21 protein-coding genes and 4 tRNA genes are annotated in these 23,782 nt (G+C 42.3%); 16 read left to right on the top strand and 9 right to left on the bottom strand.

Annotated elements, in window-relative coordinates; translation table 11 throughout:
* Window positions 1–44 precede the first annotated feature (44 nt).
* Window positions 45–563: a DUF1543 domain-containing protein gene (locus tag PTT44_RS15765; RefSeq protein ID WP_168159437.1), complete on the top strand. Its 519-nt coding sequence runs from the start codon at window positions 45–47 to the stop codon at window positions 561–563.
* 156 nt (window positions 564–719) lie between these two features.
* Window positions 720–1,712 carry a DUF2804 domain-containing protein gene (locus tag PTT44_RS15760; RefSeq protein WP_168159436.1) on the top strand — a complete coding sequence of 331 codons (993 nt, stop codon included), beginning with the start codon at window positions 720–722 and terminating at the stop codon, window positions 1,710–1,712.
* A gap of 50 nt (window positions 1,713–1,762) precedes the next feature.
* Here the strand turns inward: PTT44_RS15760 and PTT44_RS15755 are convergent, their stop codons facing one another.
* Both PTT44_RS15755 and PTT44_RS15750 read right to left on the bottom strand, forming a co-directional pair.
* Complete coding sequence (locus tag PTT44_RS15755; RefSeq protein WP_171527553.1) at window positions 1,763–3,595, bottom strand: DUF3413 domain-containing protein; 1,833 nt, start codon at window positions 3,593–3,595, stop codon at window positions 1,763–1,765.
* Window positions 3,596–3,708: 113 nt separating this feature from the next.
* Entirely contained in the window at window positions 3,709–4,584 is an 876-nt protein-coding gene (locus PTT44_RS15750; protein ID WP_168159434.1) for a metal-dependent hydrolase, read from the bottom strand.
* Window positions 4,585–4,719: 135 nt separating this feature from the next.
* Here PTT44_RS15750 and PTT44_RS15745 point away from each other — a divergent pair, with 135 nt between their 5' ends.
* Entirely contained in the window at window positions 4,720–5,742 is a 1,023-nt protein-coding gene (locus tag PTT44_RS15745; RefSeq protein WP_168159433.1) for an AraC family transcriptional regulator, read from the top strand.
* 52 nt (window positions 5,743–5,794) lie between these two features.
* On the opposite strand, the gene PTT44_RS15740 is transcribed toward PTT44_RS15745, so the two are convergent.
* On the bottom strand, window positions 5,795–7,126 hold the full coding sequence (locus PTT44_RS15740; RefSeq protein WP_168159432.1) for a Na+/H+ antiporter NhaC family protein: 1,332 nt from the start codon (window positions 7,124–7,126) through the stop codon (window positions 5,795–5,797).
* A gap of 372 nt (window positions 7,127–7,498) precedes the next feature.
* On the opposite strand from PTT44_RS15740, the gene trpA reads away from it, so the two are divergent.
* The 4 genes from trpA to PTT44_RS15720 are packed head-to-tail and all read left to right on the top strand — an operon-like array spanning window position 7,499 to window position 11,479.
* Window positions 7,499–8,302 carry a tryptophan synthase subunit alpha gene (trpA, locus tag PTT44_RS15735; RefSeq protein ID WP_005401958.1) on the top strand — a complete coding sequence of 268 codons (804 nt, stop codon included), beginning with the start codon at window positions 7,499–7,501 and terminating at the stop codon, window positions 8,300–8,302.
* A complete protein-coding gene (accD, locus tag PTT44_RS15730) occupies window positions 8,299–9,195 on the top strand; it encodes an acetyl-CoA carboxylase, carboxyltransferase subunit beta (RefSeq protein WP_005401957.1) in 897 nt (298 codons plus the stop codon). Before trpA ends, accD begins: the two co-directional genes overlap by 4 nt.
* Window positions 9,192–10,475, top strand: coding sequence for a bifunctional tetrahydrofolate synthase/dihydrofolate synthase (gene folC / locus PTT44_RS15725; protein ID WP_168159431.1), 1,284 nt, complete (start codon window positions 9,192–9,194; stop codon window positions 10,473–10,475). The genes accD and folC overlap by 4 nt, the downstream gene beginning before the upstream one ends.
* Window positions 10,472–11,479: an SPOR domain-containing protein gene (locus PTT44_RS15720; protein ID WP_168159430.1), complete on the top strand. Its 1,008-nt coding sequence runs from the start codon at window positions 10,472–10,474 to the stop codon at window positions 11,477–11,479. The genes folC and PTT44_RS15720 overlap by 4 nt, the downstream gene beginning before the upstream one ends.
* A gap of 26 nt (window positions 11,480–11,505) precedes the next feature.
* On the opposite strand, the gene PTT44_RS15715 is transcribed toward PTT44_RS15720, so the two are convergent.
* The 3 genes from PTT44_RS15715 to PTT44_RS15705 form a co-directional block, all read right to left on the bottom strand.
* Complete coding sequence (locus PTT44_RS15715; protein ID WP_062031360.1) at window positions 11,506–12,081, bottom strand: dual specificity protein phosphatase family protein; 576 nt, start codon at window positions 12,079–12,081, stop codon at window positions 11,506–11,508.
* Complete coding sequence (locus PTT44_RS15710; protein WP_168159428.1) at window positions 12,078–12,902, bottom strand: MBL fold metallo-hydrolase; 825 nt, start codon at window positions 12,900–12,902, stop codon at window positions 12,078–12,080. The genes PTT44_RS15715 and PTT44_RS15710 overlap by 4 nt, the downstream gene beginning before the upstream one ends.
* A 312-nt stretch (window positions 12,903–13,214) precedes the next feature.
* Complete coding sequence (locus PTT44_RS15705; protein WP_125274393.1) at window positions 13,215–13,856, bottom strand: peroxiredoxin; 642 nt, start codon at window positions 13,854–13,856, stop codon at window positions 13,215–13,217.
* Window positions 13,857–14,200: 344 nt separating this feature from the next.
* Here PTT44_RS15705 and PTT44_RS15700 point away from each other — a divergent pair, with 344 nt between their 5' ends.
* From PTT44_RS15700 to PTT44_RS15660, 9 genes are all read left to right on the top strand, one after another.
* The gene (locus PTT44_RS15700; protein WP_168159427.1) at window positions 14,201–14,620 is read left to right on the top strand and encodes a hypothetical protein; all 420 of its coding nucleotides are present in this window, start codon (window positions 14,201–14,203) and stop codon (window positions 14,618–14,620) included.
* A gap of 214 nt (window positions 14,621–14,834) precedes the next feature.
* The gene (gene secA / locus PTT44_RS15695; protein WP_168159426.1) at window positions 14,835–17,558 is read left to right on the top strand and encodes a preprotein translocase subunit SecA; all 2,724 of its coding nucleotides are present in this window, start codon (window positions 14,835–14,837) and stop codon (window positions 17,556–17,558) included.
* A gap of 191 nt (window positions 17,559–17,749) precedes the next feature.
* A complete protein-coding gene (locus PTT44_RS15690; RefSeq protein ID WP_004983653.1) occupies window positions 17,750–18,097 on the top strand; it encodes a hypothetical protein in 348 nt (115 codons plus the stop codon).
* Between the two features lie 157 nt (window positions 18,098–18,254).
* Window positions 18,255–19,475 carry a bifunctional glutamate N-acetyltransferase/amino-acid acetyltransferase ArgJ gene (argJ, locus tag PTT44_RS15685; RefSeq protein ID WP_168159425.1) on the top strand — a complete coding sequence of 407 codons (1,221 nt, stop codon included), beginning with the start codon at window positions 18,255–18,257 and terminating at the stop codon, window positions 19,473–19,475.
* 146 nt (window positions 19,476–19,621) lie between these two features.
* On the top strand, window positions 19,622–20,689 hold the full coding sequence (gene nadA, locus PTT44_RS15680; RefSeq protein ID WP_168159492.1) for a quinolinate synthase NadA: 1,068 nt from the start codon (window positions 19,622–19,624) through the stop codon (window positions 20,687–20,689).
* A 153-nt stretch (window positions 20,690–20,842) separates the two neighbouring features.
* Window positions 20,843–20,919: transfer RNA gene (locus PTT44_RS15675), tRNA-Pro, on the top strand.
* A gap of 46 nt (window positions 20,920–20,965) precedes the next feature.
* Window positions 20,966–21,042, top strand: a tRNA-Arg gene (locus tag PTT44_RS15670).
* Between the two features lie 35 nt (window positions 21,043–21,077).
* Window positions 21,078–21,153: transfer RNA gene (locus tag PTT44_RS15665), tRNA-His, on the top strand.
* Window positions 21,154–21,171: 18 nt separating this feature from the next.
* A tRNA-Pro gene (locus tag PTT44_RS15660) sits at window positions 21,172–21,248 on the top strand.
* Window positions 21,249–21,370: 122 nt separating this feature from the next.
* Here the strand turns inward: PTT44_RS15660 and PTT44_RS15655 are convergent.
* Genes PTT44_RS15655 through PTT44_RS15645 form a run of 3 tightly spaced genes read right to left on the bottom strand, consistent with a single transcriptional unit; the run spans window position 21,371 to window position 23,587 of the window.
* The gene (locus PTT44_RS15655; protein ID WP_168159424.1) at window positions 21,371–21,850 is read right to left on the bottom strand and encodes an OmpA family protein; all 480 of its coding nucleotides are present in this window, start codon (window positions 21,848–21,850) and stop codon (window positions 21,371–21,373) included.
* Window positions 21,844–23,082 (bottom strand): sensor domain-containing diguanylate cyclase, encoded by a 1,239-nt coding sequence (locus tag PTT44_RS15650; protein WP_168159423.1) that lies wholly within the window; start codon window positions 23,080–23,082, stop codon window positions 21,844–21,846. The genes PTT44_RS15655 and PTT44_RS15650 overlap by 7 nt, the downstream gene beginning before the upstream one ends.
* A gap of 4 nt (window positions 23,083–23,086) precedes the next feature.
* On the bottom strand, window positions 23,087–23,587 hold the full coding sequence (locus tag PTT44_RS15645) for a YfiR family protein (RefSeq protein WP_273795702.1): 501 nt from the start codon (window positions 23,585–23,587) through the stop codon (window positions 23,087–23,089).
* Window positions 23,588–23,782: the final 195 nt, after the last annotated feature.

Raw genomic sequence — 23,782 nt, 5'->3', positions numbered from 1 at the left:
ATCGCATGTTAGCTGTAAAAATGTTTCAAAAAAAAGGAAATAGAATGCCAAACCTATTTATGGTCATGCTTGGTGGTCGCCATGCCCGTGCCAATACCGAAGTCCATGATGTGGTATTTGCAGTCGCTGACAGTTTAGAAGACAGTTACCCGCAACTTAAAAATGCATGGTTTGGTGAACAAAAAGGCTTACATATTGATGCTTGGACGCAAGTGAATGGTGTTGAAAGTCGAGGGAAAAAATACCAAATACAGTTTAGTGATGCCCAACCCCAGACAGAGGATGAAAAACTGTGGCTAATAAATTTAGGTGGCTATGACGCACGTGAATTTGGTGAGTTACATCGTTATGTACTCGTCGTTGCGCCGCATGCCGCGGAAGCTAAACAACTTGGCAAACAATATTTTTATCAAAAGTGGCAAAAGCAACATACTGACCGTGTTCTAGACGTCGATGACTGTATTGCGATTGATTGTGTATATGGGCGTTATGTGGCTTTGGTTGAAGCTGAGTTTGATGCAAACACGTGGGAAAATAAATATCTGATGTTAAATTCAGTTTGAATCATTCCTAATTTTTTTAAGTGATGTATTAAAAAGAAAAAGCAGGTTTAGTGAATAATTTGATGAAAAAACAAACTAAATACTTTTCACCTTTAAAATTATAGGCATAATATGCTTATGGATATTAATTAACTTTTGCTTAAGGATAAAGCATCAATGGATTTGATTCAGTCCAACGGACAACCACATTATGGTCGGTTTAGCGAACTTCCAAAAACCATTGATTTAAATAAGTATCAGTATAAAACCCCATATGGTGAAGTGCTCACTGGTTGGCGGAAAAAGCTGAAATATAAGAAATTTAAGTTTTGTAGCATTCAACATGAACACTACACCATTGGCTTAGCGATTGCTGATATTGCTTGGGCTGGACACGGTTTCGTTTATATTTATGATCATCTCAAAAATGAAGTGCTTGAATGGAACGCTGTCAATTTTCTGGCGCGTAAAACCGTATTAGATGAACAGCCTTTATATAATCAAAGTGTATTTGCAAATTCACCTTTTCAAATTGAAATTCAGCATGCCAATGGGGTGCGCTATGTTCAAGTCACCAAGTATGGTGAGATTAAGCTGAGTGCCCGAATTTTCTGCGCAGGTACTGATCCATTGAGTATGTGTAGTCCAACAGGGATTAATGGTTGGACTTATACCCAGAAACTGACTACCTTAGCGTGTGAGGGTTTTTTTACCAATAAAGCAGGGCAGATCATTCAGTTTAATGAGCGAACCTTGGCTGCGCTAGATGATACCTGTGGTTTCCTCCGACCGGAAACAGCTTGGTTTTGGCTCTCTTGTAGTTTTTGGGATGTACAGGGTAAGCGCATTGGGCTCAATTTAGCTTCTGGTGTGAATGAAAGTTTTGGCAATGAAAACTGTCTGTGGATGAATGGAAAGCTCTATACCGTGAGTGATGTTCTGTTCCAAATGGAAGAAGAAGGACGTTGGAGCATTCGCTCGTTAGATGAACGTTTAAATTTAACCGTGACTACGGGTTGGCGCCGTTTTGAAAATTTAAACTTGCGTCTCGTGGGCAGTCAGTTTAGTCAGTGGCAAGCCAAGATTAGCGGTACGATTCAGCAGGGTGATCAAGAGGTTGTATTGCTGAATGAATATGGGCTGCTCGAACAGCACTATGCAAAGTGGTAAAAACACTTGTGATAAGAAAAACCGGCATCATGCCGGTTTTTCTTTCGCCTTTATTTATTAAAGCGACTAATTTGCTCCAATGCTGCTTGAACATGAGCATAGTTTGGTTCTTGATCTGACATTGGCTGATTCTTTTTGTCTAAGATTTCGAACTGACCAACAGCCCCCACTTCTAAGATGCTTTTAGGTGTAACGATGCCATACTTACTATAGCTAGATGCTAAGATCCAATCACGTTGAATTTGTGCTCCCAACAAATCTTCACCCACTGAATAGTCGTGAATTTTTGTGGTTACACCTAAATAGTTCTTCATCAGGGTTGGAACAATATCTTGATGGCTGGTTAAAACTTGGTTATCCCATAGTGCATCAGTTTGTATCTTTGGACCAATGATTGCAAAGGGAACTTTGACTTGAGGGTCGGTAAAGTTACCATTATGTCCCCAGAAATTTTGAAGATTATCATTCACTTCTTGCCCGTGGTCGCCAGTAATGATGACCAACGTGTTCTCTGCATCACCTGTTTCTTTGAGTTTATCTAAAACCTGTTTCACAATGCTATCGACGTAATGCACACTGGTTTTATAACGATTCATCATTAATGAACGATCAGAATCATTACTTAACTTGAGATAATTAACCTCATCCAGCATAGGTTTGTACTGGTGTGGATAGTCTTTAGGGAAGCTGTATCCGTGTGGGGAGTCGTAAAATAAAAATGAAAAGGTCGGTTTGTTTCGATCTCTTTTTTCATACCACTTTAACCAATCTTGCGTTAATTCCTCATCTATACCCCCCGCCACTTTGCCAGAAGAACCAATACGTAAATTAGGCACTTTTGAAAACGCGGTTTCGTGGAATTCAGGGTTGGTTAATTTGGCTGCAGCAAATAAACCGAGTTGATAATCTAGCGCTTGCAAACGATCAATAAATACTGGACTTTGGCGGTTCACAATCATGCCGTGCCAGTAAGTACCAGGAATACCATAGAACATCCCGAAAATACCTGTGCGTGTGGCATTTCCTGTTGAATAGTGTTGATTAAAAATCTTTCCGTTCTGCGCATAACTCCACAGGTTTGGTGAGTTGTCTGCATTAAATGTGTCTGCACGCCAAGAATCAATCACGATAAACATAATATTGGTAGGTTGCTTTGGAGCTTCTCCAACAATCGGCGTCAGCGGATAATTTAGGTCACTTTTACGTTCTAAAGACATAGCCTTTTGTTTTTCTAAGGCTTCTTCATCAATCCAGCCGTATTTTTTCATGGTTTTATTCGAGGTCATCGGATAAAACATTGGTAAATAGCGTTGTGTCATGGTCACAGGCTGATACACATGTGCCGCTGCCCAAACATGGATACCATTACTTAAAAGTAACGTGACAAACACTAAGCCTGTAAACTTTTTACCAATGCTCCATGAAAACGTGGGTAATTTTTTCTCTAAGAATCGAATGAAGTAAAATTGTGCCGCAAAAATACAGGTAATCGCAGCAATGACCATCAGCCATGTTGAGAGTGAGAAACTCACAACCTGACCTGACATCACCAGTTCCAACATGACAGTATTGATGTGGAAACGGTACTGTGCATAAACAAAGGTATCTATGATCAGTGCAATGAGTGCCAAGCTAGCAATACTTGCTTGCGTAATATGACGTAGCGTATTGGGTAGAAATAAGCTCGGAATCAAGATCAAGCCAATCAGGGACGCAAGCACAGTCATGTGCGAGAATGTTCCAGTAAATAAGAAACTGAATCCCAGTAAATCTGTTGGAAACTCAGATAAATACAGGAAATATCTGCAAGCAATGAGCATCGAAATCACTGCATTGACCATGATCAGATAACCAAGAACGCGGAGTTTGAATTTAAAAGACATTTTTAACTTCGGATGTAATTGGACATACAAATTCAACTTCATATGCCCATGTTTTAAGATGGGCGTATGATACCTAAACTCATCCAAAGTGTATATTTGTTGCGCTTACTGAATTATTTCCCTGCTTGCCAAAAAGCTTCACCTGCTAAAATTGGATCATTCGTTTCTGCTAGGGTGTCGATCCAAACATCGTACTGTTCAATCACAGGATGTTGATTGGGATGAAAGTCTTTCTTAAACCAATCGAGATATTGACCACGCATCCGAGACAGTATCCCTTTTTTCCCAAAGAACCAGGGCAGTCCTTTACGCATCATTTGCAAGCGCTGAATACGGTTAAAGCCATCATGTTTGAGCATGACATCTGCACGATAGGTGGTGAAACCAAACATCATCACCGTGGTAAAGGCCAATGCAAATAGACGCGTCGCTTCAGGTACATGTCCGACTTGTTTCATCACATCAAACGCGACATCACGGTGTTCCATTTCTTCAATGGCATGCCATGCAAATAAAGCACGCACATAGGGGTGGGCCTCAGCCAACGTGGCTTTATGGCTATAAAAAGTTTCGGCCATCAGTGCGGTTAAATGTTCTGCTGCCGCAGTCATAGCAATGTTGTATTGCGGCGATCGTTTGCTTAATTCGAACTTGAAGATTTTATTTAAACGCTGAATAAACTGATCGACTGGCATGCCTTGTTCTCGCATGACCTGATTCATTTTGTCATGGGCAATGCCATGCTGTGCTTCCTGCTTAATAAAATCACTGACACGAGCTGCTAAGCTTGGGTCTGTAATTTGGTCCCTAAACAAACGCACGCTTTGAATAAAATAGCGTTCTCCATCGGGGAAAGTGAGGCTGAGTGCATCAAACATACGCGTTCGAAATGGGTCGCCGCCAAACCAAAAACGGGGCACTTCATCGAGCTTAAAATTCAGTTGGGTTCGTACAATCGGTTCAATAGGGGCTGTAACAATGGCATTCATTTTGTTTTACTTCATTTGCCTTGGATGATTGCAGTATGTCGGAGAAAATGCAGTTTGTTTTGACAGATATTGCCATTTTTTATACATTTTACGCCAATGTGAAAATATCGCATGTCAAATAGCGGGTAGGCCGTCATGCAAGAATTACAAATCCCCAATGGTTATTTTCAACTTTGGAACATGTACTTCATAGAGCAAGGAATTGATTTTCATCAACTCGGTTTTTTAGCGCAATATCAGTATGAACTGGAGCATATATTACAACTGCCAATTGATACCCAATCGCCATTTTCATTCTTTCAAACGATTTTACAACTGACGCGAGAGCAGCTGGATTGCCCTCAGTTGATTATGGAGATGGCAAAATTTATTCAACCTGAGCATTTTGGTGTTTTGGGCTATATGGCCACACGCAGTAATAGCGTGGCTGAAGCACTGAGTTATGTGATGCGTTTTAGTCGTTTGGTGATTGATGGTGCAGAAGTTAGTCCCATGCAGATGCAGCAAAGGGGCAATGAAATTTGGCTGACTTGGCCTTTTCTCAATGATAAATATGCTTCACTGAATGAAATGACCATGGCATCCATTGTGTATTTGGCCAAGAAAATTTTCCCCGATCAATTACAATTCTTAAAAATCCAAATGGCGCATCCAGCCCAGATGGCACAGTATCATTATCAAAAATTTTATGGCTGTGAAGTGAGCTTTAATCAAGGCTGCTATGCCTATGTGATGAGTGCGGACAGTCTGGCGTTAAAATCGGGCTTTGCTGATCCATCTTTAACGCAGCTTTTACTGAAACAAGCAGAGGTGGCAATTGCACTCAAGCCTCGTTATGAAAGCGTATTGCAACAGATTCATAGCGCCGTGGCCGATTATCTTAAAGTGCATGCAGAAGCCCCTAAAATCGAACAGATTGCCAATGAATTACACCTTTCAACGCGGACCTTACAACGCCAGTTACAAGACTGGGATAGTTCATTTAAGCGAGTACTTGAGTCAGAGCGCATGAAGCGATGTGAATATCTCTTACAACAAGATTTAAGCTTAACTGAAATCGCCTTACAACTCGGCTATTCGGGACAGTCTGCTTTAGCGCGTGCCTATAAACAGCACAGTGGACAGACCTTATTACAGTTGAAACGACAACTGAAATAACAGCAGGCATAAAAAAAGCGCCTTTTGGAAGGCGCTGAAATGTATGAAATGATCAGGCTGATTTCAGTCGTGGAAAACGGAATGCAATCGCAAGGATGGCAAAGATTGCCAGTATCCAACAGTAGTAAATGCTGCCGATGAGTTCAACAGGCGAAAGCTTTGCAATTGAGCAGGCCAATAGAAGCTGTGCACCATAGGGAATAAGCCCTTGTACAACACATGAAAAGATGTCGAGCAAAGCGGCTGCACGTTTTGGGTCTACGCCATATTCTTTAGCGACTTCACGTGCCATATCGCCCGATAAAATAATCGCTACAGTATTGTTGGCCACAAAAATGTTGGAAAACACCACTAAAAAGCTCAATCCGATTTCACCTGCGCGCTCACGACCAACTTTAAATAAACGGGTTAGGCTGTAAATGCGTTGAATAAGCCAGTCGAGTCCACCTTCTTTTTGCATAATGGTCGAAAGACCGCCCAAGAACATCGACAGTAAAGCGACTTCAAACATACCGACAAAACCATCATAGATGGCTGTGTTGAGTTGAATGACGGTAAATTCTGGCTGTGCAATCAGTCCCATCACCCCAGAGAGCACCACACCGACTGTAAGTACCGCAAGCACGTGTAAACGACTGAAGGCGAGGAAAAATACCACGACATAGGGCAACACTAGCCAAGGGTTAAAGTCTTTCGACTGAATGGTTTTGGTTTGATGGATGCTAAAGACATAAATAGCGATCGTGACTAAAGCTGCAGGTACTGCAATCCAGACATTGACGCGAAACTTGTCTCGAAGCTGAACGTTTTGACTGGTGGTGGCTGCAATGGTGGTATCCGAAATCATTGAAAGATTGTCACCAAACATCGCACCGCCCACGACTGCACCTATGGCATAGACCGCAGCAATATCAGTGGCTTGAGAGAAACCAAAGGCAATGGGTGCGCAGGCCGCAATGGTACCCATTGAGGTACCCATTGCTGTTGCAATGAACGCTGAAATAATAAATAGCATCGGTAACACAAAGGCGTGTGGAATTGCAGACAAGCCCATTTGTACTGTGGCATCTACACTGCCAATGGCATTGGTGGTACTGGCAAATGCACCTGCCAGCATGAACACCATGAACATTAAGATAAGGTTCGGGTGACTTGCACCGCGCAGAAAGGTTTCGATGCCTTGATTCAGTTCACCGCGATAAATCAATACCGCCAAAATAATGGCAGGAATGGCCGCAACAGGTGCTTTCATTTGATAGAACGCAAACTCGGTTCCAATCACAGAATGGTAAATACCACTGCCTAAGAAAATGGCTAAAAAAACAATAAGCGGTAACAGCGCAAGCGCACGTGCTTGCACTAAACCTGAGTTATCGGTGGTCATAGGAGATAGGGAAATGAAAGAATGTGCGTAGTATAATGCAGGTTTTGCTATTTCATAAAACTTTAAATGTAAAAGCTAAGCCGTCTATTTTTATCATTTTTTTGCAAATAAAAATAAGTTTATCTAAAACTTAGACATTTTGGTATTTCCTAAAATTAGGCATCTTTGATCATTGAGAAAAAAACCGAAATATCAGTAAATGGTGCTTTACGGTTGTTCTGAAAATATTTGACGAAAAATGAATTGGAACGCGAACGCGATGTGCTCTATTCAATGAGTAAAAAATAGCGTTACAATGCAGCGTCTTGTATTTTTACAAAGCCAACTCCTCAGTAGTTTTAATTTTAAACAAGTTAAGGAAAGCACAACCCTATGTCACGTTTAGCCACTCGTTTTGGACAGCTTAAATCTCAACAGCGTAAAGCTTTGGTTTCTTATGTTATGGCTGGTGACCCTCATCCACAGGTAACAGTTCCTTTGTTACATCAGATGGTCGAGGCGGGTGTAGATGTGATTGAACTCGGTCTTCCATTTTCAGACCCTATGGCAGATGGTCCTGTGATTGCCCTTGCTGCAGAACGTGCATTGGCAGGTGGCACCAATACCTTAGATGCTTTGAATATGGTCAAAGAGTTCCGTCAAAAGGATCAAGAGACCCCAGTCGTATTGATGGGCTATCTGAATCCAGTTGAAGTGATTGGTTATGAAAAGTTTGTATCGACTGCGCATGCATGTGGTGTCGATGGCATTCTACTGGTGGACTTACCACCAGAAGAAGCAGCAGAGCTTGATGTTGTATTGAAGCAATTTGATATGGATCAAATCTTTTTACTAGCGCCAACGTCAACGGACGAACGCATTAAACATGTGGTGAAACAGGCGAGTGGTTTCATCTATTACGTGTCTTTAAAAGGGGTCACAGGTGCAGCAACTTTAGACGTTGCTGAAGCTGCAAACCGAATTGCGAAAATTAAAGCAGAAACAGATATTCCTGTCGGTGTTGGTTTTGGGATCAGTGATGCGACATCTGCCAAAGCAATGGGCGGAGTGGCTGATGCTGTGATTGTTGGGAGTGCTTTTGTTAAGCAATTTGCAAACTTAGCACCAGAACAAGCCGTGGTTGAAACGGTTAATAAAGTCAAGGAGCTTCGAGCAGCGCTCGATGAGTTAGTATGAGTCAAGATGTTAAATCAGGGAAAATCCTAAGCCCATCGACGCCATGGACTGAACGTGGTGTACCCGGTATTCAAGTACCTGATGAGCAAACCTCACTCAAGGCGACGTTTACAGAACCAACGATTGAATGCCCTGAGTGCCATGCACTTGTTACACGTACTGCAATGTCATTTAACGCGTATGTTTGCCCTCAGTGTGATGAACATTTGCGTATGAAAGCCCGTGATCGTTTGAATTGGTTCTTTGACCAAGTGCAAACAGAGTTGGGACAAGAATTTAAAGCCAAAGATCCGTTGAAATTTGTCGACTCAAAGCCATATCCAGCGCGTATGAGTGAAGCACAGACCAAAACGGGTGAAACTGAAGCCTTGGTCGTGATGCAAGGTTTACTCAAAGGTATTCCTTTGATTGCCTGTGCCTTTGAATTTGACTTCATGGGTGGTTCAATGGGTACTGTTGTTGGTGACCGTTTTGTGCAAGCGGCTGAAAAAGCCATTGCGGACAAACAACCTTTGATTTGCTTTGCTGCTTCAGGCGGTGCGCGTATGCAAGAAGGCATGTTGTCTTTGATGCAAATGGCGCGTACTTCAGCAGCCATCCAAAAAATGAAAGATGCTGGCTTACCTTATTTGGTGGTGTTGACGCATCCAGTTTACGGCGGTGTAACGGCATCTTTAGCAATGCTCGGTGATGTACATATTGCAGAGCCGAAAGCGATGATTGGTTTTGCAGGTAAACGTGTAATTGAACAAACTGTGCGTGAAAAGCTAGAAGAGCCGTTCCAACGTGCGGAATACTTGCTAGATCATGGTGTAATCGATCAAATTGTTCACCGTCACGCATTACGTGATACAGTTTATCGTATTGTCGCGAAACTGATGAATTTGTCTTGAACACAGCTCCACTTGCAACAGACTCTTTAGAAACATGGCTCGATTATTGGGGCCATGTTCACGTTACGGGGATTGATTTAGGATTGGAACGCGTAATTCCTGTAGCTGAAAAGCTCGGTGTAACGCGTCCCGATGCCAAAGTTTTAACCGTAGCTGGAACCAATGGAAAAGGTTCGACCACCACCACACTGGCTGCCATTTTAAATGCGCAAGGCTATAAGGTGGGACTGTATCAGTCACCACATATTTACCGTTTTAATGAACGGGTCAAATTGCGTGGTGTAGAGGTCGATGACCAAAGCTTGGTCGATGCTTTTGTACAAGTGGATCAAGCGCGCCGTGATTGTGATTTAAGCCTCTCGTTCTTTGAGGCGACCACACTCGCGGCTTTTGTCATTTTTAAAGACCAAGCATGTGATGTTTGGGTGCTTGAAGTCGGTCTGGGCGGTCGCTTAGATGTGGTCAACGTGATTGAACCCGATGTTGCGGTGATCACCAATATTGGTTTAGACCATACTGACTGGCTGGGCGATACCATTGAAAAGATTGCCTTTGAAAAGGCAGGCATCATCCGTCCCAATATTCCTGTGGTGTTTGGCGGCTTACAACAAATCCCTCAAGCGATTATCAATAAAGCAGATGCTTGTGCTGCAAAACTTTATGCAGTGAATCGTGACTATTTTTATCAACGCAGTGAGCATAGTCAGTCATGGATGTTTGCATCTAGCGGCACCACTTTAAATTTACCTCTCGGCACATTGGCGGTTGAAAATATTTCAACAGCTGTTGCTGCTGTTTTATTGAGTGGTTTAACGGTCACTCAAGCGGCTATTTCTGAAGGAATTCAAAACGCAAAATTGCAAGGTCGTTTTGAAATTCGCCAAATACAGAACAAAACGGTGATTTTTGATGCAGGGCATAACCCGCATGGTGTTGCTTTTTTATTAAATCAATTGCGAAATTTCCTAAAATACAATAAACAGTACACTGAAGTAGTCAGTGTTTTCTCGATGTTGGCAGATAAAGATGTGAAATCTGTCACAGAGTTATTGAAAGACTCCATACAAACGTGGAAAATTGCGGCATTAATGGTCCCGCGTGCAGCTCCAATTGAACAATTGGATCAAGCGCTGCAAGGGCAACATGTGCAGCACTTTGACAGTGTGAAATTGGCTTTTAAATCAGCGCTCGACGAAACAAAGAATAATCAGCTGATTTTGGTATGTGGTTCATTTCATACCTTAGAAGCGGTATGGGAGTATTTGGAAGAATGTCAATGAATAGCAAACAACGTTGGATGGGTGGCGTTGTTTTATTAGGTGGTGGTGTCCTTTTGGCGGCATTACTGCTTAAAGGCAAAGAAGAAATACATCAAAATAATATTAAAACACCAGAGCTAGTCACACAAAATGTGCAACGCAATGCCGAAGGTGAGTTGGTTCAACTTCAGCCGTTAACGGTTGATGTCGAAACAGAAAAGCGTTTATTGGAACAGCAACGTGTAGCACGTGAAAAATCGGTTGCTGAACAAGAAGCTCGTGCGGCCGAATTTTTAGCAATGCAACAGCAAGCCGAAGCAGATGCTGCACGTAAAGCAGCAGAAGAATATGCTGCCTTGAATGCACACCGTAATGCTGCACAGCAAAGCTCGGATAACATTCCACCAGAATTGGTCGAAGATGAAAAAGCCAAACAACAGCGAATTGCTGCGGATAAAGCCGCTGAGCTAAAGAAGCTGGAACAGCAAAAGCTGCAAGCGCGTACTGAGGCTGAAAAAGCAGCGGCTGCAAAAAAACTGGCTGAGCAAAAAAACTTAGCAGAAAAGCAAGCGCTTGAAGATAAAGCTAAACGTGAAGCGGAGGCTAAACGTAAAGCAGAAGACGAGCGTAAGGCTGAAGCGAAAAAAGAAGCTGAACGTAAAGCCGATGCTGAGAAAAAAGCGGAAGACAAACGTAAGGCAGATGAAAAGCGTAAAGCTGATGAAGCCAAGAAAAAGGCGGAAGCTGAAAAAGCACGTGATTTGCTTGAACATGGCGATAAGCAGTGGATGGTACAGGTGGCATTGGCTGCCAATGAAGCCAATGCGGATGCACTGGCGGCGAAACTTCGTGCCAAGGGCTATAAGGTCACTAAAAGTCCAACCTCTAAAGGCGTACGGATTATGGTGGGGCCATCTAAAGACCGTGATACTGCCGATGCAGCCCGCAAGAAGATTACTGCAGATGCGAGCCTGGGTATGAAGTCCGCATGGGTGATTGACTGGGTGCCACTCGACAAACGTTAAGATCGGGTTAAAACCAATTGCCTTCACTAAGATGGATTTAACAGTTGCTGTTGAATCCATTTTATATTTTCAGGGCTGAATAATGGCTCAATATTTTGCCAAATTGGATGAAAACCATAACCGCCATGTTTCATCTCAGCCAAGGCATCAGCGGTAGACCAGTTTTGAAAGATAATGCGGTACATAGCCACACTCGCACCTGTACGGTCTGAGCCATGGTAGCAATGCAGTAAAACTTTTTGCTGGTTTTGCTCCGCATGTTGAATTTGCTGCATCACCTTTAATAAATCTTCTCGGTCAATCGCCCATGTATGAATCGGGATATGCACCAATTCAAACCCTTGGTTGGACAGTTTTTTCAGGTCTTGATTGTGTGAGCGTAAATTAATAATCACATCAATTTCTTGTGCTTTTAAACTCGGAACTAAATCTTGATCGGGTTGCTCACTACGAAAAACAGTTTCACTGATTTGATAGAAATTATGCGCAGGTTGGATCGACTGTCCCCAGTGTTGTGGACGCTCGGTCTCGGGCAGCGCAGGCGTAGTCATACAGCCAGAAACACTGATACACAGAGAAAGCATAACAAGATATTTGGTCATAGGATCAGGCTCTGATGGTGTGAAAGTTCAACAGGGTCATGCGCACAAAAGATTTCGATACTTGGTTCAGACTGTGCCAATTTTTGAATCTTATGCAGGTTGCTTAAGCGCTGTGCATTATCTTCGGCAAAAAATACTTCCAAGGTATTTAAGCTACGAAGTTTATTTTGAGGGTTAAGCTCTAGGTGGGAGTAGTAGGCATCCCCGCAGAAGAGTTTCCAACCCTGTTGGGTTTTAATGGCAATGCCACAGTGACCTTCAGTATGCCCAAACAGTGGAATCAAAAGAATCTCATTATCAAATAAGTCAAACCCTTGCGCTTGAGTCAAATTAAACCATGCGTCACCGTGAATCGGCTCAATAAAGTGCCAATGGCGATGCTGCTGAAATTGTTGTGTTTTATAACGGGCTTTATTTTTAAATGACTTCAGGTTTTGTGCAGCATTATATTCGTTAGACAGGATATGTACTGTTGCATTGGGAAAGTCGGAAATACCCCCCGCATGGTCAAAATCCAGATGTGAAACCAAAATGTGTTTGACATCCTTTGGGCTAAAGCCAAGTTTTTGGATTTGTGCAATAGCGGTTAATTCTAAGTTTTGTTCAATTTTTCCAATTCGAGCCACCAACTGCCCCAAACGCTGCTTGGTGTGTAGATAGTCCTGTATGCCTAAGCCTGTATCAATCAGTACCAGCCCTTGATCTGTTTCAACCAAAAGACAATGGCACACGACCTTAGCTTGAAAACCTTTTTGACCAAAGAGTGGGGCACACACTGGACACATGGTGCCGCAATGTAAATGGTGAATGTTATAGATCATAAAGTCATTTTTATCGTATTGTTTTGACTGTTATAGCGGAAGATTTGAGTTTTAACAGTTTGATTTTGTTAAAGAGTCATGTGTGCCTGCTTTAATCAGGAAAAAGCCTGTCGATTGACAGGCTTTCAAAAGTTCAAACCCGGCTCGTCATTGGAGTTTGAAACGATCATACAAGGTGACTCTGAACGTATTTTTATTGTTTAGGTTCCTCTTTTGGGTTGCCTTGAGTTTGGTGCCCCCATTTTTTGTTTTAAATGGGACTGCTCGGTCAAAACATCGGGCTTCACTTGTCTGCTGCAACAGCAGAATATTTTATCCTTGCTCAGGCTGTGGAGTCAGGCGTAAATACGGGGTGACTGCTTTATAACCTTTCGGAAAGCGTTGTGCGATTTCAGCTTCATCTTTGAGTGATGGCACAATCACCACATCTTCACCTTGTTGCCAGTTCGCAGGAGTTGCAACTTTGTGGTGATCGGTCAGTTGCAGTGAGTCAATCACGCGTAAGATTTCATGGAAATTACGACCAGTTGATGCAGGGTAGGTAATAATCAAACGGACTTTTTTGTTTGGGTCGATAATCACTAAAGAGCGAACCGTTAATGTTTCACTGGCATTGGGATGGATAAAACCATATAACTCAGACACTTTACGGTCTTGGTCGGCAATGATCGGGAAGTTCACCGTGGTGTTTTGGGTTGCATTGATGTCTTTAATCCAACCATGATGCGATTCGACATCATCGACCGAGAGGGCAATGGCTTTTACCCCACGTTTTTCAAATTCATCTTTGAGTTTTGCGGTAAAGCCAAGCTCGGTGGTACATACTGGCGTGTAGTCAGCAGGATGTGAAAACAGTACTCCCCAGCTATCGCCTAAAAATTGATAAAAATCGATTTCGCCTTCGCTCGAAGCCTGTTGAAAGTTGGGTGCGATGTCGCCTAAACGTAAACTCATGTTGAACCTCAAATTATCTTTATGTCTATGGAATGAACATCACTATGGCGCAATTTCTTTTGCATGAAAAATAGTGTTTTATTATTTGTTTATACAAAATATTCATAATTGGTCGGATAGGTGTTCTGTATTTGGGGATGCCAAAGATGACCTCATTGTTGCTCTAGAGATCGCTTATTTGCATATTTGGTAACGGTGTTTAGACGAGATTTTTTCTGCTTCTGTGAAGTGTATCGCTCTATAGAATTGATCGCGTATATGATTGGCTACAATTCTTTTCATGATTGATTTATAGTTGTTTTTAAAGTAATTCTACAAAGTATAAAAACTTGAGCATTCCAACAATGAAAAAAATAGGGATAGCCCTGACTTTAGTGTTATGGGGACTGGAAGTAACTCATGCGCAGAATGGTGGGCAATTGAAACAAGCCCAAGTGAGTACTGCTCGTCAAACGCCACAACAAATTACAGATCAATATCTAGCGTCTCAAAAAAGCCTTACACAGCGGAAAGTGGCACTGTCTCAGGCTCTCGAACAGGAGTTAGCTCGAGGTCAGAATGCGAATAATATTTATCAAGTTGCTTGTGTACAGCTTGTTCCGATTCTTACCGCAATGCGGGTCAATGATGAACAACTCTTGGGTTTCCTACAGAGCATGAATCCAAGTCAGTCCAATAATGGGGTGAAAGCCGCGCTGCGGCAAAATCAAGCACTTGAAAGCAAAACCTTGAATAACTGTAAACAATTAAAGTCACTACTTTAAAAAAGACCTTGAATCCTGATGAGTTCGGATGAAATCTCTATATCGGCTGTTTAAAATTTGTTACATTAGTTTGCCTTAGATTCGACGGGCTAGAAACAATGAATAGATTTTTTAAATGGTTTTGTGTAAAGCCCTTGTACTTCAAATTTCTAGCACCATAATAACGACTAAGAAAACATATTCATTTGACAAGCAAGATTTAGAGAGTCTATTCATGTTGGCAAGTCTGATCGGAGGAATCTTCGGTACCAAAAATGAGCGCGAACTCAAACGCATGCGTAAAATCGTAGACAAGATTAATGCGCTCGAGCCGACGATATCCGCTCTTGGCGATGCAGACTTATCTGCAAAAACTGAAGAATTTAAACAACGTTATAACAAGGGCGAAAGCCTCGATAAATTACTCCCGGAAGCATTTGCCGTCTGCCGTGAAGCAGCTAAGCGTGTCATGGGCATGCGTCATTACGATGTACAGTTGATCGGTGGTATTACCTTACACGAAGGTAAAATTGCAGAGATGCGTACAGGTGAAGGTAAAACCCTGATGGGTACCTTGGCGTGTTATTTAAACGCGATTAGTGCTCAAGGTGTTCACGTCATTACCGTGAATGACTACTTGGCACAGCGTGATGCAGAATTAAACCGTCCGCTCTTTGAATTCTTGGGTTTAAGCATCGGGATTATCTATTCCATGCAAGATCCAACAGAGAAAGCTGAAGCCTATCGTGCCGATATTACCTACGGTACCAACAACGAATTTGGCTTTGACTATCTACGTGACAACATGGTGTTCTCGCTTGCTGAGAAAAAACAACGTGGTTTGATCTATGCCATCATCGATGAAGTCGATTCGATCTTAATTGATGAAGCGCGTACGCCTTTGATTATTTCAGGTCAAAGTGATGACTCTTCACAGTTGTATGCTGCAATCAACAGCATTCCACCCAAACTGCATGCGCAGAAAGAAGAAAAAGTCGCGGATGGCGGTCATTTCTGGATCGATGAAAAACAACGTTCTGTTGAAATGACAGAAATTGGTTTTGAAACGGTTGAAAATGAACTGATTGAAATGGGCTTGTTGGCTGAAGGTGAAAGCCTGTATTCATCAACCAATTTGAACTTGGTTCATCATGTTACCGCTGCCATTCGTGCGCATTACTTGTATCAACGCAATGTACATTACATCATCAATGATGGTGAAGTAATTATTGTCGATGAAAACACAGGACGTACAATGCCAGGTCGTCGCTGGTCAGAAGGTTTACACCAAGCAGTTGAGGCAAAAGAGGGCTTAGAAATCCAGCCTGAAAACCAAACGCTTGCAACTACAACCTTCCAGAACTATTTCCGCCTATACAAAAAGCTTTCGGGTATGACCGGTACTGCCGATACTGAAGCTGCGGAAATGAAAGAAATTTATGGTCTAGATGTAGTCATCATTCCGACGCACCGTCCAATGGTTCGTCTCGACCAAAACGATTTAATCTATTTAAATCGTAATGGTAAATACAATGCGATTATTCAAGAAATTCAACGCGTGCATGAGTCTGGTGTAGCCCCAATTTTAATTGGTACAGCAACCATTGAAGCCTCTGAGATTCTCTCGGATAAATTGAAAGAAGCAGGCATTCAGCATGAAGTGTTGAACGCAAAACAACACGAACGTGAAGCAGATATTATTGCGCAAGCGGGTGCACCGCGTGCAGTAACTATTGCAACCAACATGGCAGGTCGTGGTACAGACATTCTGCTCGGTGGTAACTGGAAAGCTTTACTGGCAAAAATTGAAAACCCAACCCCTGAAGATGAAGCGCGCTTAAAAGCCGAATGGGAACAAAACCATGAAATGGTATTAAGTTCTGGTGGCTTACACATCATTGGTTCTGAGCGTCACGAATCACGTCGTATTGATAACCAGCTTCGTGGTCGTGCAGGTCGTCAGGGTGACCCTGGTGTGTCACGTTTCTACTTGTCACTTGAAGATGACTTAATGCGTATCTTTGCAGGTGATCGTGTTGTGGGCATGATGCGTGCGATGGGCTTACAAGAAGACGAAGCCATTGAGCATAAAATGGTGTCACGTTCGATTGAAAATGCGCAGCGCAAAGTTGAAGCACGTAACTTCGATATTCGTAAGAACTTATTGAAATACGATGACGTCAACAACGAACAGCGTAAAATTATTTACTCGCAACGTGATGAAGTTTTGGCTGAAAGCACATTACAAGATTACATCGAAGAGATGCAACGTGATGTGATGAAAGGCGTGATTTCTAACTATATCCCATCTGAGTCAATTCATGACCAATGGGATATTGATGGGCTTGAAAAAGCGTTACGTGAAGACCTTGCGATTGATTTGCCAATCAACCAATGGTTGGAAGATGACCGTCGTTTAGATGAAGAGTCTTTGGTTGAGCGTATTACTGATGAAGTGGTACAGCGCTACCGTAGCCGCCGTGAGCAAATGGGCGATGAAACAGCAGTTATGCTGGAGCGTCACTTCATGTTGAACTCGCTGGATCGTCACTGGAAAGATCACTTGGCGGCGATGGATTATTTACGTCAAGGCATTCACTTACGTGGCTATGCACAGAAAAATCCTGAGCAAGAATACAAAAAAGAAGCGTATAACTTATTTGTAAATATGTTGGCGATTATCAAATCGGATGTTGTGACTGATTTATCTCGCGTACATGTGCCAACGGCTGAAGAGCTGGCTGAAATGGAAGCTCAAAAGCAAGCTCAAGCTGAAGCAATGCAATTGAACTTGTCGCATGCAGACTTTGATGGTTTGTTGGCCGATGATCAAAGCCACTTCGCAGAAGTAGATGCACAGTACGAGCCAGTAGAAGAGTTTGCTGCACCTGCGAGTCGTAACGCGCCTTGCCCATGTGGTTCAGGCTTAAAATACAAACAGTGTCACGGTAAAATCTAAACTGTGAACGAGTGAAAAAGCAGAACTTCGGTTCTGCTTTTTATTGGCATGACTGAAAATTGACGTTAAGATCAATCCAAATACGATTCTGATTACAGCTAAAGCGTTGCATAATGTGAATAGCATTTGCAGTGTTAGGCATTAAATGCTATTTAGTTGCTCATCATCTAAACCTCTAAAGTGGAAAGACAATGAAAAAAGTATTAAAACCAATCATGATTGTAGCTTTAGCGCTTCCAACTTTTGCATTTGCAGATACCACTACCGCAGCTAAAGTTCAACAAGCGCGCGGTGCAACTACAGCACCTGCGGCACAAGCCAATGGCAATATTACGGTACAAAGTCCGCGTACAGGGATTCGTTATACCTTTGCCAACCCGAATCAACGCCCAGTGGTTCTGCAAACGGCTGCTATAGCTCCTGTAAATGCAGCAACGGTGAACCGTATTGTGGCTTCAAACCCAGCGCTTTCTCCTGTAAGCCAAGAAAATGCTAAACAAGCGCTTTTGTCTAGCTCAGCACAGCTTGCTTCAAATTAATCAAATGCTACTGCATAAAACCAATCTTCGGATTGGTTTTTTTATGTCAAAAATGAGTGTGCATTGAAAAGTTAAAGCAAACAAAGTCTTCTGCTCGATTTTTTCTGAAAATTCTAATAAGCTGTGTTTTTTCTAACAAATGAATTGGACGTTTAAAATGCCAGTAGGTGACGTATCAATGCCACAAATGCACGTGGTGAAAGGGGTGAGAATCGGAACGGCTGAAGCTTATGTGCGCTATCAGAACCGACGTGATCTTGTCATTTTCGAATTTGCTGAAGGAACGAATGTTGCGGGTGTTTTCACTCAAAATGCGTTCTGTGCAGCGCCCGTGCATGTGTCAAAAGCGCACTTACAAGTGGCGAATCCGCGCTACCTTATTATCAACACTGGCAATGCCAATGCTGGTACAGGCAAGACAGGCATGCTGAATGCTGAACGTACTTGTGCAAAATTGGCTGAGCTTGCTGGTGTGCAAGCAACGGAAGTGTTACCGTTTTCAACAGGGGTGATTGGTGAACAATTGCCGTTGGAGCGTTTGTTAAATGGATTACAGCCTGCATTAAATAGTTTGAGTGCTGATGCTTGGAGTGCTGCTGCTACCGGGATTATGACCACAGACACCACACCGAAAGGCGCATCTGAGCAATTTGAATTGGATGGCATCATGTATACCATGACGGGTATTTCTAAGGGTGCAGGCATGATTCGTCCCAACATGGCAACGATGTTGGGCTATGTTGCAACCGATGCACCTATCAGCCGCGAGTTGGTTCAGCAACTGTTGAGCGAAACGGTTAATGTTTCGTTCAACCGAATTACCATTGACGGTGATACTTCAACCAATGACTCCTGTATCTTTGCGGCTACGGGTCAAGCGGGTGGTGTTGAAATTAGCTCAACCCAAGATGCACGCTATACCGTAGTACTAGATGTACTCACACGTATGATGAAACGTCTTGCACAACTAATTGTGCGTGATGGTGAAGGTGCAACTAAGTTTATTACGGTTGCTGTTGAAGGTGGTCATGACACGCAAGAATGCTGCGATATTGCTTATAGTATTGCGCATTCACCTTTGGTTAAAACTGCGATTTTTGCGTCAGATCCGAACTGGGGACGTATCTTGGCTGCGATTGGTTATGCTGGGGTTAAAAATTTAGATGTTGAAAAAATCCAAGTTTGGTTAGATGATGTGCAAATCTGTAAGGATGGTGGCGCAGCTGCCGATTACACGGAAGCGGAAGGTGCTCGTGTAATGTCACAAGCTGAAATGACCATTCGTGTAGATCTAGGACGCGGGGCAGCGAAAGACACAGTGTATACCTGTGACTTATCTTATGACTATGTAAAGATTAATGCGGATTATCGCTCTTAATCTTAACAAGTGTAAAAAAAGCCTCCTTTGGAGGCTTTTTTTACCATAAGGACTTTTGAATGATTGGTCAAAAGCCGAGAAGCCATTTGGCCAATAAATTAAGTGCGGGACTTGCTTGCCGACAAGCATGAAGGGATGAATGAATGATGAACAATGCGACCAATTTAATTGCCAATGACGCAAAATCAATTGTGCAGGCGCATTTGGACCGTTTGGGTGAAACCAAAGACTCAAAGCTCAGTGAAGAAGTGAAGCAAGAAAAATTTGCTTTAATCTTGGAAGAGTTGAAAAAGCGCGATGCGGTATTGGTAGCGCACTACTATTGCGATCCTGAAGTGCAGGAATTGGCCGAGTTAAGTGGTGGCTGTGTATCCGATTCATTGGAAATGGCCCGCTTTGGTCGTGATCATCCAGCATCGACCTTGGTGGTGGCGGGCGTTAAATTTATGGGTGAAACCTCAAAAATTTTATCACCGAATAAAACCATTCTGATGCCCACTTTAGAGGCTACATGTTCTTTAGATTTGGGTTGTCCTGTTGAAGAATTCAGTCAGTTTTGTGATGCCCATCCAGACCATACAGTAGTGGTCTATGCCAACACTTCAGCAGCCGTTAAAGCCCGTGCCGATTGGGTGGTGACTTCAAGTTGTGCGGTTGAAATTATTGAGCATCTAGACAGTTTAGGTGAAAAGATTATTTGGGCGCCTGATCAGCATTTAGGCCGTTATATCCAAAAGAAAACGGGCGCAGACATGTTGCTTTGGGATGGTGCATGTATTGTGCATGAAGAATTCCGTGCACGTGGCATTGCGAAAATGAAGGCGCTTTATCCTGATGCTGCGGTGCTGGTACATCCTGAGTCACCTGAGTCAGTGGTGGATGTTGCTGATGCTGTTGGAAGTACTTCACAACTGATTAAAGCTGCGCAAACCCTACCCAATGAACGACTGATTGTGGCAACCGATCGGGGGATTTTCTACAAAATGCAACAAGCTGTACCGAACAAAATTTTGGTTGAAGCACCAACAGCCGGAGAGGGTGCAACCTGTCGTTCTTGTGCACATTGTCCATGGATGGCAATGAATGAGCTGGATGGTATTTTAGAGGTATTACAGCGTGGCGATCAGGAAATATTCGTAGATCCTGCACTTGCGGAGCGTGCGAAATTACCTTTAGATCGTATGTTAGATTTCAGTGCATCGCTAAAACGTTAAAATTTGTATAAAAAATGCCTGAAACGCTTGATTAATATACATTTGACGTGATTTTTTTATTTTTTTTAAATATAGGTGTTGACGTTATCAAGCGTCACGCCTAGAATGCACACCGTACCGAACGAGATGTTCGATACAAAAGCTGAGATGAATCGGAGCATAGCACAGCCTGGTAGTGCACCTGGTTTGGGACCAGGGGGTCGTAGGTTCGAATCCTACTGCTCCGACCAATTCTTCAAGGCAAGGTTATCCATAATACCTCGTATTATTGGTCATGCGCCTGTAGCTCAGTTGGATAGAGCATCCGCCTTCTAAGCGGATGGTCACAGGTTCGAATCCTGTCAGGCGCGCCATTAGGTAGCTTGGTATTAAGAACCGACACGTTATGGTGGATGTAGCTCAGTTGGTAGAGCCCTGGATTGTGATTCCAGTTGTCGCGGGTTCGAATCCCGTCATTCACCCCAACTTTAAAAAGTTGAAATCGGAGCATAGCACAGCCTGGTAGTGCACCTGGTTTGGGACCAGGGGGTCGTAGGTTCGAATCCTACTGCTCCGACCATTTATTAAAATGGTCGAGATAAAGATACCGCGTTAAGCGGTTTTTTTATGCCTGCAATTTAGTGCAATAGATAAAAAAGCCTTCATGTCGAAGGCTCAAGATAAAACATAAAACAGAAATATTTATGGAATAATAATAATATTCACGCGACGATTCAGCGCTCGATTTTCCTCGCTGCTATTTTCTACCAGAGGTTGTGATGCACCGCGACCCATGCTCTGAATATTTTGAGTTTTAAACCCTGTTTCGATAAAAATCTGGCTAACTGTTGATGCGCGTTTCTCCGAAAGTGTTTGGTTGTAGCTTGGGTCACCAATATTATCTGTATGTCCAACCACTTTAATTTTATTCAAATTATACTGCTGCAACTGTTTAGAAAGTGCTTCGAGTGCAGGTTTTTGAGTGGCTTGAATATCAGATTGGTCAAAACCAAACAATAATTTTTCAGGCAGTCTCAGTGTCCAGCCTTCTTCAGTCAAGGTGAAGCCTTGTTTTTTCAGCATACGTGCTTGTTTATAGTTGAGATGCCCTAAACTCAGGCAACCAGATAAAGCAGTGATAAGACCTGCGATGAGCATAAATTTACAAAGATGTTTTAACATGAGAATTCCTGATCAGGATTTAGGCAAGGTGTGATGTACCACCCTTGAGCTAAGTTTTTGGCTTTATACATGGCATTGTCTGCTTCAGCAATCAAATCTTCAGGCGTTGTTGCACATTTTGAAAAAGCAACGCCAATACTGAAACTAAAATGAATCTGATGTTGATCAAAAGATAATGGTGCTTTACTGCATTCGATTAAATGCTCACAAATCAGTTCTAGGTGATCATAGTGTTTGATATTACGGAGCAGAATTGCAAACTCATCACCACCTAATCGTGCTACCACATCGTGGCTTCTAACATTCTTTTTTAAGCGTTGAGCCATTTCTTTGAGCACGGCATCACCTGCTAAGTGCCCATAAACATCATTAATGTTTTTAAAGTTATTGTTGTCGATAAAAAAAAGAGCCGTCTGGTTTTTCTCGGGGTGCTCAAATTGATTGAACAAAATATTGTAAAAATAATGACGATTCGGGAGTTCGGTTAACTGATCATGCAATGCTTGATGTGATAACTGAGAGTTTTCGCTTTGTAGTTTTTCATTGGTGCGCTGCACCTTGTCTAATAAATTATTAAATGCACCACTGATGACGCGAAATTCATAAATGGGGGATGACGGAAGACGTGCTTGATATTGAGTATCAAGATTAAGGCTTTCAACGGTATTGACCATGGGTTGAATTGAGTGCATCAGTTTTTGATATGTAGAATGTACTAACCACAACATAATTAACAGGATGACAAAAATCCCAGCGGAGAGACAAATCAAGAGTTGAAAGAAAAAGCTCATGAGTTGAGTGGCACTACCGTAAATGATCAATGTCCCATACTGGTTATTTTGATGTTTGATGGTGCGTGTCACGGGGTGTTTAAAGAAGACCTTATCAAACAGATTTTCCATCCATGCAAACTCAGGTGTAGGTTTGTATGCTTCGGCCAGTGGTTTCCCTTGTAGGTTGATGACTTGAATAGCACGAATTGGATATTGCTGAATATGATTGTTCAGTGTTAGCTGTAGTGTAATAGGATCATTGAAAATGACAGCAGGTTGAATTTGCTCACTTAAGGTTGCGCTAAAAATATTAAGGCTTTGCTTGGCGTAGGTATTCATGGTGTAGATGGAAATCACCACGAAAATTAAACTACAAATTCCAAGAGTAAGAGCAAAAATCAGCAATTGAGACTGACTAAAAATTTTTTGTAGGGAAGTATTAGAGCTTTTACGAAACATTGACTTAAGGCTCCGTAGATTTTGCTAATAATAAAACACGTGGATCTACACGTGCTTCGGATTGGGACAGGCTGGCCAAGTTTACCTTAAAGGAAGTTCGCGTTTTGTTTTGATATAAGCAAAATGCGCTACCTAATTCGCATTCGGTATTGTTGGAGCTGAACGTCAGAGGAGCATCTTTTAGGTTATTTATAATATTTTGCTCTTCACGTGGTGTGTAGGTTGAGAAAAAAACAGCATTGCACATAACCTTATTCAATTCAGACAAACTGACCGCTTGAATTTGATATGCACTCTTGAGTTGCTGATTGACTTGAATGAAATGATTGGATAATTGGTTGTTATTTAAAATGCATAAAGAAATGGGATTGGGAGTATTCCAACGTACATAGCTCAAAATCGTCAATGTGGTTGCGGGGAGATTTAGTTGCGGCTGTGCCTGTACCTGAGAAATCATTAAACAGGACAAGAGAGTTAAATAAATTTTGTATTTAAAAGCTGTCATTATTCATTTTGCTTGGCAGCGAAAGTGAGCCTATTTTAACGAAAAATAAACAGTGATGGTTAAAATTGCTTTAATAATCGACAAAAATCACATTTTTGACCAAAAAATATGCGCTTGAAATGAAATAATAGAAAAAGGTGTTGCAAGGGATTAGAAATGCTGTAGAATGCACATCCATCGGCGGTGATGTTGATT

Source organism: Acinetobacter sp. Gutcm_16 (genome assembly GCF_028649355.1).
Classification (GTDB): domain Bacteria; phylum Pseudomonadota; class Gammaproteobacteria; order Pseudomonadales; family Moraxellaceae; genus Acinetobacter; species Acinetobacter johnsonii.
The sequence above is the reverse complement of the archived record's forward strand: the minus strand, read 5'-3'. Positions and strand labels throughout refer to the sequence as shown.